Origin of the sequence: Archangium sp. (assembly GCF_036388035.1) — a bacterium.
In the GTDB taxonomy this organism is placed as follows: domain Bacteria; phylum Myxococcota; class Myxococcia; order Myxococcales; family Myxococcaceae; genus Archangium.
This window is the reverse complement of record NZ_DASVSO010000224.1, coordinates 1-6701: the sequence shown is the minus strand read 5'-3', so window position 1 is coordinate 6701 and position 6701 is coordinate 1. Positions and strand designations below refer to the sequence as shown.

7 protein-coding genes and 1 pseudogene are annotated in these 6701 nt (G+C 66.8%); 5 read left to right on the top strand and 3 right to left on the bottom strand.

Features of this window, described 5'->3' with window-relative positions:
• Together VF697_RS09740 and VF697_RS09735 are read right to left on the bottom strand one after the other, a co-directional pair.
• A partial coding sequence (locus tag VF697_RS09740; RefSeq protein WP_331093553.1) for a hypothetical protein occupies positions 1-399 on the bottom strand: 399 nt, incomplete at its 3' end.
• Positions 400-506: 107 nt separating this feature from the next.
• Positions 507-938 carry a hypothetical protein gene (locus tag VF697_RS09735; protein WP_331093551.1) on the bottom strand — a complete coding sequence of 144 codons (432 nt, stop codon included), beginning with the start codon at positions 936-938 and terminating at the stop codon, positions 507-509.
• A gap of 125 nt (positions 939-1063) precedes the next feature.
• Here VF697_RS09735 and VF697_RS09730 point away from each other — a divergent pair, with 125 nt between their 5' ends.
• The 4 genes from VF697_RS09730 (at position 1064) to VF697_RS09715 (ending at position 5044) form a co-directional block, all read left to right on the top strand.
• The gene (locus tag VF697_RS09730; protein WP_331093549.1) at positions 1064-2302 is read left to right on the top strand and encodes a hypothetical protein; all 1239 of its coding nucleotides are present in this window, start codon (positions 1064-1066) and stop codon (positions 2300-2302) included.
• A gap of 139 nt (positions 2303-2441) precedes the next feature.
• The gene (locus VF697_RS09725; RefSeq protein ID WP_331093547.1) at positions 2442-3533 is read left to right on the top strand and encodes a hypothetical protein; all 1092 of its coding nucleotides are present in this window, start codon (positions 2442-2444) and stop codon (positions 3531-3533) included.
• 25 nt (positions 3534-3558) lie between these two features.
• Positions 3559-4374, top strand: a complete 816-nt coding sequence (locus tag VF697_RS09720) for a hypothetical protein (protein WP_331093545.1) — start codon at positions 3559-3561, stop codon at positions 4372-4374.
• Positions 4375-4846: 472 nt separating this feature from the next.
• The gene (locus VF697_RS09715; protein ID WP_331093543.1) at positions 4847-5044 is read left to right on the top strand and encodes a hypothetical protein; all 198 of its coding nucleotides are present in this window, start codon (positions 4847-4849) and stop codon (positions 5042-5044) included.
• A 627-nt stretch (positions 5045-5671) separates the two neighbouring features.
• Here VF697_RS09715 and VF697_RS09710 read toward each other — a convergent pair.
• The gene (locus tag VF697_RS09710; protein WP_331093541.1) at positions 5672-6142 is read right to left on the bottom strand and encodes a hypothetical protein; all 471 of its coding nucleotides are present in this window, start codon (positions 6140-6142) and stop codon (positions 5672-5674) included.
• A 200-nt stretch (positions 6143-6342) separates the two neighbouring features.
• On the opposite strand from VF697_RS09710, the pseudogene VF697_RS09705 reads away from it, so the two are divergent.
• Positions 6343-6701: pseudogene (locus tag VF697_RS09705) on the top strand (hypothetical protein); the annotation flags it as partial.

The following is a 6701-nucleotide window of genomic DNA, read 5'->3' as shown; positions in this document are numbered from 1 at the left end:
CTTGTCGCCCTGCGCGGCGGGAGACGTGTCGTTCTTGCGCGAGCTCATCAGGCCCTTGACGAGGTCCAGGACGCCGCCCGTGCTGTTGGCCTGCGAGCCCAGGCCGATGACGGAGCCGAGGCCCGTCTTGCTCAGGAGCGTACCCGCCTTGCCGAGCAGGCCGCCGCCGAAGCTGTCGACGAGGCCGCCGACGATGCCCTTGAGGCCGCCACCGTTGAGGACGCTGTTCGCGATGCCGACGACCTTCGCGGCGCCCGCGATGAAGGGCCCGACGCCCGGGATGAACGAGGCAATCTTCCCAAGCGGACCATTGAGAATCTTGCTCGCGAAGCCAACCGCCTTCTTGGCGAAGCTACCGATCTTCTTGAACGCCTTGCCGATGCCCTTGATAAAGCCCATGGCGAACTCTCTTGTTTGGAATGGAAGATTGCTACGTTGAAATGATTATCGGAGGCTGCGGCTGGGAGTTGTCAGGGGACGCAGCTTTTTTAAAAAGCCTCGTGAAATCAAGGCTTTAGCGGGGGCCGCACCTTCTTCATCGCGTCTTCGAGGCCGGGATCGGTCTTGGTCTTCACGGCATCGCTGCCCGGGGAGCCCAGATCCACGCCGGTCTTCTTGCGAGCGTCGTCGAAACCGCTCCGTGACTGCTGGCCGGCCTTGATGGCCTCGACGCTCTCGCGCACGTTCTCCTCGATGGCCTCGGCGGTGGGCGGCTCGACACCCATCTTCCTCAGGTTCTCATCGCTGACGACGAGGAACGCGGGCTCCACGCCCGGGTTGTTCAGGTAGTACCCGACGGTTCTGACGAACTCCTCGAGGTCCATCTCGAGTTCCGCGGCCATCTTCGCCACGTTCGGGTCCGCGAGGATCTTCGCGCGCTGCTCGGCGGAGATCGGCGGGGGGGCGTCGAGTTGCTCTACGTCGGTTCCATCGCTCATACGAACCTCGGGTGTGATGTTGGGACTGGAGATTATGGTGGCGTCGTCCCGCCGTTGTCGATGGGGAGCCCTGGCCAGTTCCCCGTCACAGCCGGCAATCATGCCCCCGTGGGGACGAACTCCCGATGAAAAATTTGACCCGTGCCCTCGAATTTCCCACGACGCGACGCGATCAGGAGAGCGGCTACACCCTGCACGGCAGGCGGTTTGACGATCCTTACGCCTGGCTGGAGCGGCTCGACGCCGCGGAGACCCAGGCGTGGATCGCGGCGCAGGAAGCCGTCACGCACGCGGTGCTGCGCGCGGTGCCGGGACGCGATGGGCTGCGGGCAGCGGTGGCTCGCTCAGCGTGCTATGCGCGGCGCTCGCCGCCGATTTCCGCCGGGCCGCACGGACGCGAGTTTCTCTGGCAGGCGGACGCCAGCGACGACAAGCTCAAGTTCATGCTCCGGCGCGGCAAGGGCGCGCCGCTCGAGCCGGTGCTCGACCCCAACACGTGGGCGAGCGACGAGGCCCTGGTTTTCGCCGTGCCGTCACCCAACGGTGCGTGGGTCGCGTTCGGAAAGGCCGTGGGAGGGGCCCAGGGTGCGGTGATCCACGTGGTCGACGTCGAGACAGGGCGACTGCTTTCCGACCGGCCCCGAGGTACGAGCCACGCGTCGCTGGCCTGGCGACCCGACTCCTCGGGGTTTTTCTATGCGGCGTGTCCTGAACCGGGCGAGGTGCCCGCGGGCGACGAGGCGCACTGGAACGCCATCTACGAGCACCGGCTTGGATCGGACGCGCCGGCCCGCCGGATCTTCGGCGACGACCATGCGAAGGAGTACTGGTGCTCCGTCAAGATCAGCGAGTGCCGCCGCTTCGCCGTGCTCTACAAGTGGGACTACGTGCATGCCAACGTCGTCTACCTCCTGCGCCTCGCCGATGACGCGTTCGTGCCGGTGGCTCCCACCCTGCGGTCTCTCAACCAGGTGCAGGTGATCGGCGACGCGCTGCTCGTCCAAACCGACCTCGATGCGCCGCGCGGTCGTCTCTGCGTCGCGTCGCTGACGGCGCCGACGGAGTGGCGGACGCTCATCCCCGAAAGCCCGGACACGCTGCAGACGGTCGCCGGTGTCGGCGGCCGTCTCTACGCCGTCTACTCGCATGCGGCGTCACATCGTGTGCGCATCCACGCCGAAGACGGCACCTACCTCCTGCTGCCGCTCCGGGACTCGGGACACGGCGGCGGCACCACGCTGACGGCGCTCCTCGAACAAGACGTCGACGAGCTCAGTTTCTACTGCTGGGCGCTCGACGTCGCACCGCCCACGCCAAGCGAGGCGTCCGGCGCAACAGCGGAGGCCGCGAAGTCGAACAGATGACAGGACAGTGCGTGCCCTCGGTAGCTCGGGTGGGAGGTCGCCGTGTCTGGGGGACTTCGAAGCTTCGTGGGGGTGCTTTTCGCGAAGAAGTGCAGGATGCTCGTCGGTCGACTCAATCCCTTCGACCCCAGGTCCTTCCATGAGAACACCGCTCGCCCTGCTCGCCCTGCTCGCCATGGCCTGTTCCGGTACTGTCGAGCCCACGGACCCCGGCACGACCGACCCCGGCACGACCGACCCCGTTGCCCTGGAACCCGTCCCGCGGGGACAGGGGTTCCAATTCATCACCCGCGAAACCGAGGTCCCCCAGGGCGTCGAGCAGCAGGACTGCTACTTCTTCAAGGCGGGAGAGCTCGCCGAGGCCAACGGCCTGCCGAACGAGCCCCTCAACCTGCATCGCGTTCAGATCTCCCAGCGCGATGGCTCGCACCACATGAACATCTACCGGGTGCGCACCATCGTGGGGCTGGACCCGGCCAATGGCACCTTTCAACCTGCCTCCAACGGGTCCGGTCCCTGCTTCAACAGCGCCAACTGGGCGGACTGGCCATTGCTGGCCAACACCCAGCAGGATGGGACCATCGACTGGACGTATCCGGAGGGGGTGGCCAACATCATCCAACCGGATGAATGGCTGATGTTGCAGTCGCACTTCGTCAACGCCACCACCCAGAAGACACCGCAGAACTACGGCAAGGTGTGGGTGAACTTCTGGGTCATCCCCAAGGAGCAGGTGAAGTACGAGCTGGGGACCGTCTTCGCCACCAAGCAGTCCATCCGGGTCTGCACGAAGAACCCCACGCCGACTTTCGACGGCATCTGCCATATCAACAACAAGACCCCTGTGCAGATCATCGGGGCCAACGGCCACTTCCACAGTCGAGGCAAGGAGTTCCGGATCTACTCCTGGGATGGCGAGAGCCTCGGGCGGCCCCCGGAGAGCCAGCGCTTCTACACCTCGGAGTCGTGGGATGATCCGCCCATGAAGCGCTCGCCCGAACTGGACCTCACGGTGCCTCCTGGCGGTGGCATCTGGTACACCTGCGCCTACGAGTGGCGGCCTCCGCCCGTGGGCTGCCAGGCCCTGGACACGTTCGATCGCACCAAGTACTCGACCCCCGAGCGGCTGCTCGACTGCTGCTACACCTTCGGACCGCAGGTGGATCAGAACGAGCACTGCAATGCCTTCATCTATTACTACCCGAAGCAGGACGACGTGAACTGCTTCTGACAGGGCGGTCATGCAAGTGCATCCCATGAAGTATGTTCCCCTCGTGCTGCTGTCGCTCTGTCTGGCCATGAGCTGCATCCCGGAGGAGGACAACTCCTCCCAGGACGCGGACACGGGTCAGGACGCCGGCACGACTCAAGACTCGGGTACCGGCCAGGACGCCGGCACGACTCAAGACGCCGGCACGATTCGGGACGGGGGCTCCGGCCAGGACGCCGGCACGATTCGGGACGCCGGCACCGGACAGGATGCGGGCACGACTCAAGACGCGGGCACCGGCCAGGACGCCGGCACGACTCAAGACGCCGGCACGGGGGACTCGCCGTGCGGCATCCCCTACCTGGGCGATCCCAATGTAAAGCCCGACTTCACTCCCACGGCGCTGGGTCCCGACGGGACGTCGTCACCGCTCACGGAGGGGAGCACCGTCTCGATCATCGAACCGTTCCAGGGCGGGCGGGTGTCGTTCATCGGGGTGCGCGACGTGATCAACATGGACCCTTGTGGGGCGACCATTCTGGGCGCGCTGAAGGATCCCATTTCCCGCAGGCAAGTGCTCGACTCGCGGACCATCAACCTGCAGCGGAGTCCGGACGGTCGGGGGTCGACCACCGATGCGGACGACTCGTCGTTCTCCAACGTGACGCTGTGTCCCAACCAATGGTCCAGCCAGGACATCTTCGACCAAGCCTACGAACTCACCGTCATCCTCACGGATCGTCGAGGCAAGGCCCTCCAGAAGATCCTCACCGTCCGCCCCGCCTGCAACAAGCCAGGGGAAGACGCGATCTGCCGGTGTATATGCAAGGCGGGCTACCGGTTGGGAGAGCCCTGCCCGTAGCCTTCCCTCCGCACGCCGCCCACCCCGACGCAGCAGGGTGAGCAAGAGCAGTGGGGCCATGCCCACGCTCCCCGCCGCGGCACCACAACCCTCCGACTTCGGAGGGGTTTCCCCCTCGGGTGTTCCGGCGTCCGGTGGCGCAGGCGAGAGCGGTGCACCGAGCTGCTGGGCGAGTTGGGGCCAGAGCGGAGTGCACTGCTCCCTCACGGGCGTGCCCGCCGGGCACTGGTGGACGCCCTGGACTTCGCGGAGGCTGAAGAGCGCCTCCCACGAGGTGCCCTCGTTGGCGCTGCGCGCCAGTGCCCACTCATGCAGCCAGGTGGAGCCACAGGCGTAGAGCACGTCGCTCACGCGCGTCACGCACGCATTGCCCGTGGGCAGGGACAACGGGAGGAAGGACTCCCCCTCGCGCCCCCGGTACAACTGGTTGTAGGTCGCCACCCAGGTGGTTCGGCCATCGGCCGAGACGTCCATGTTGACGAGCGCGTCGTCCAGCTCCATCACGGACGTGAGCGTGCGGCCGCCATCCTCACTGCGCAGCACGGTGGAGAGGATATTGCCGGCCGTGCCTCGCGAGGACACGCGCACCCACAGCACGTCCGGGTTGGCCGGGCTCACCGACAGCAGCTTCAAGTCATACGCGCCCTGGAGCCACCAGGGGAACGATTGAGGCAGGTCCTCCCACGTCTCGCCCGCATCGTCGCTGCGGAAGAGGTACATCGCATACCCCACCCAGCCACTGAGGTAGAGGCGCTTCGGGGTTGAAGGAGCCACGCGCACCATGGAGAAGACGGCGTCGCGCCTCAGCGGGGTGGGCTTCCACGTCTCCCCGCCATCCTCCGAGCGGTACAGGAGATTGGTCACCGAGGGCCTTCCCGTGGCCACGTAGAGAAGGGAGTCGTCCGTGGGGTGCTCGGCGAGGCTGGTGACCCAGGCGTCCTGGAACGCCGAGGAGGGGGCCCAGGAGCAGCCCCCATCGCGCGAGCGCAACAGCGCCTTCCCGGTGGCCGCGAGGATGTCTCCACTCGAGAGCCACACGTAGCTCTCGGGGGGCCAACCGCCGTAGCCCATGGCCTCGGCGCACACCCAGCGCCAGGAGCCGCCACTGTCGCGGGAGATGAGCGTGCCCCGGGTGAAGCCCATCAACCGGTCTTCTGGGTGCCCCCGGCGTGAGGTGTAGCTCTGGGTCTCCATCAAGCCACCATGTGCATGCACGGAGGCCGCGGACAGCACGCCCAGGCAGGCGAGGAGTCTCCAACAGGTCATGGCGTGGAGCTTCATGGGAGCGGGAATCGCCCTACTCGAGGACAGCGCCCTGTTGGATCCACCGCGCCAGCACGTCGAGCGTTTCCTGGGGAAGAGGCGGGCTGCGCTGGGGCATGCGCTCACCACAGGCGCTCGGACCGCACGGCAGGCCCGCGAAGTCACCCGTCACCTTTCTCAGCAGGAAGCTTCCCGAGGGATTTCCCGGGTCCACCAGCGGCAACGAGGGCTCCCGGACGCTCTTCGCCTTCAACCGGGTCAGGAGGGCGGCGGCGTCCTCCGCGCCGGTGGTGAGTTGCACGAAGCCCGCCGGCTGGACGGTGCCATGACACCCCGAACCGAAGCCGCACGACCCCTGGAGGAGGGGCACCACGTCACGGCTGAAGGTGGGGCGCTCCGCTTCCGGCTCCGGCTCCCCTCCCCCACCACACCCCCACACCAGCGGCAAGCCACCCAGGAGGAACACCCAGCGCCGCAGTCGCTTCTTCTCGTCGTTGAGCCGCATGGGCTCCAACCTACCAAGTTTAGCCAGTAGGACTCCCAGCGTGATAGACGCGTCCCCAGAAGGACTGCGAGAACGCCCGCTTACTCCCCAGCCACGTCATCGACGCCCGCTGGGTGAGCCGGCCATCCGCCCCGGATACGGCCTGTGCCGACTCCGGGCCTGTGGCAGAATCCGGCGCCTCTGGTTTCCGGACGGGATGAATGACCTCAAAGGTGGACGAGCAGCTCATTGCCCAGCGCTACCTGCTGAGGCGGAGCATCTCCCAACCCGGTTGGGAGGATGTCCACGAGGCGCTCGACCTCACGCTCGAGCAGCTCGTCATGCTCAAGCGTATGCGCCCGGAAGTGGCCACCTCCGCGGAAGCCATGGCGCGGCTGCGGCAGGAGTTCAACCTGGCCCGCGGCGTGTCACATGCCAACATCGGCCGCGTGCTGGATCTCGTCCGCGACCGTGACGCGTCCGGCGCCGAATCCACCTTCCTCGTGACGGAGTTCCTGGAAGGCGAGACGCTCGAGCAGCACCTGCTCCACGGGGGACGGCTGACGGGGACGGAGGCCCT

Coding starts and splice junctions, on each gene's coding strand:
- VF697_RS09735 (WP_331093551.1), bottom strand. CDS start 938: ATGAGCGATGGAACCGACGTAGAGCAACTCGACGCCCCCCCGCCGATC.
- VF697_RS09730 (WP_331093549.1), top strand. CDS start 1,064: ATGAAAAATTTGACCCGTGCCCTCGAATTTCCCACGACGCGACGCGAT.
- VF697_RS09725 (WP_331093547.1), top strand. CDS start 2,442: ATGAGAACACCGCTCGCCCTGCTCGCCCTGCTCGCCATGGCCTGTTCC.
- VF697_RS09720 (WP_331093545.1), top strand. CDS start 3,559: ATGAAGTATGTTCCCCTCGTGCTGCTGTCGCTCTGTCTGGCCATGAGC.
- VF697_RS09715 (WP_331093543.1), top strand. CDS start 4,847: ATGTTGACGAGCGCGTCGTCCAGCTCCATCACGGACGTGAGCGTGCGG.
- VF697_RS09710 (WP_331093541.1), bottom strand. CDS start 6,142: ATGCGGCTCAACGACGAGAAGAAGCGACTGCGGCGCTGGGTGTTCCTC.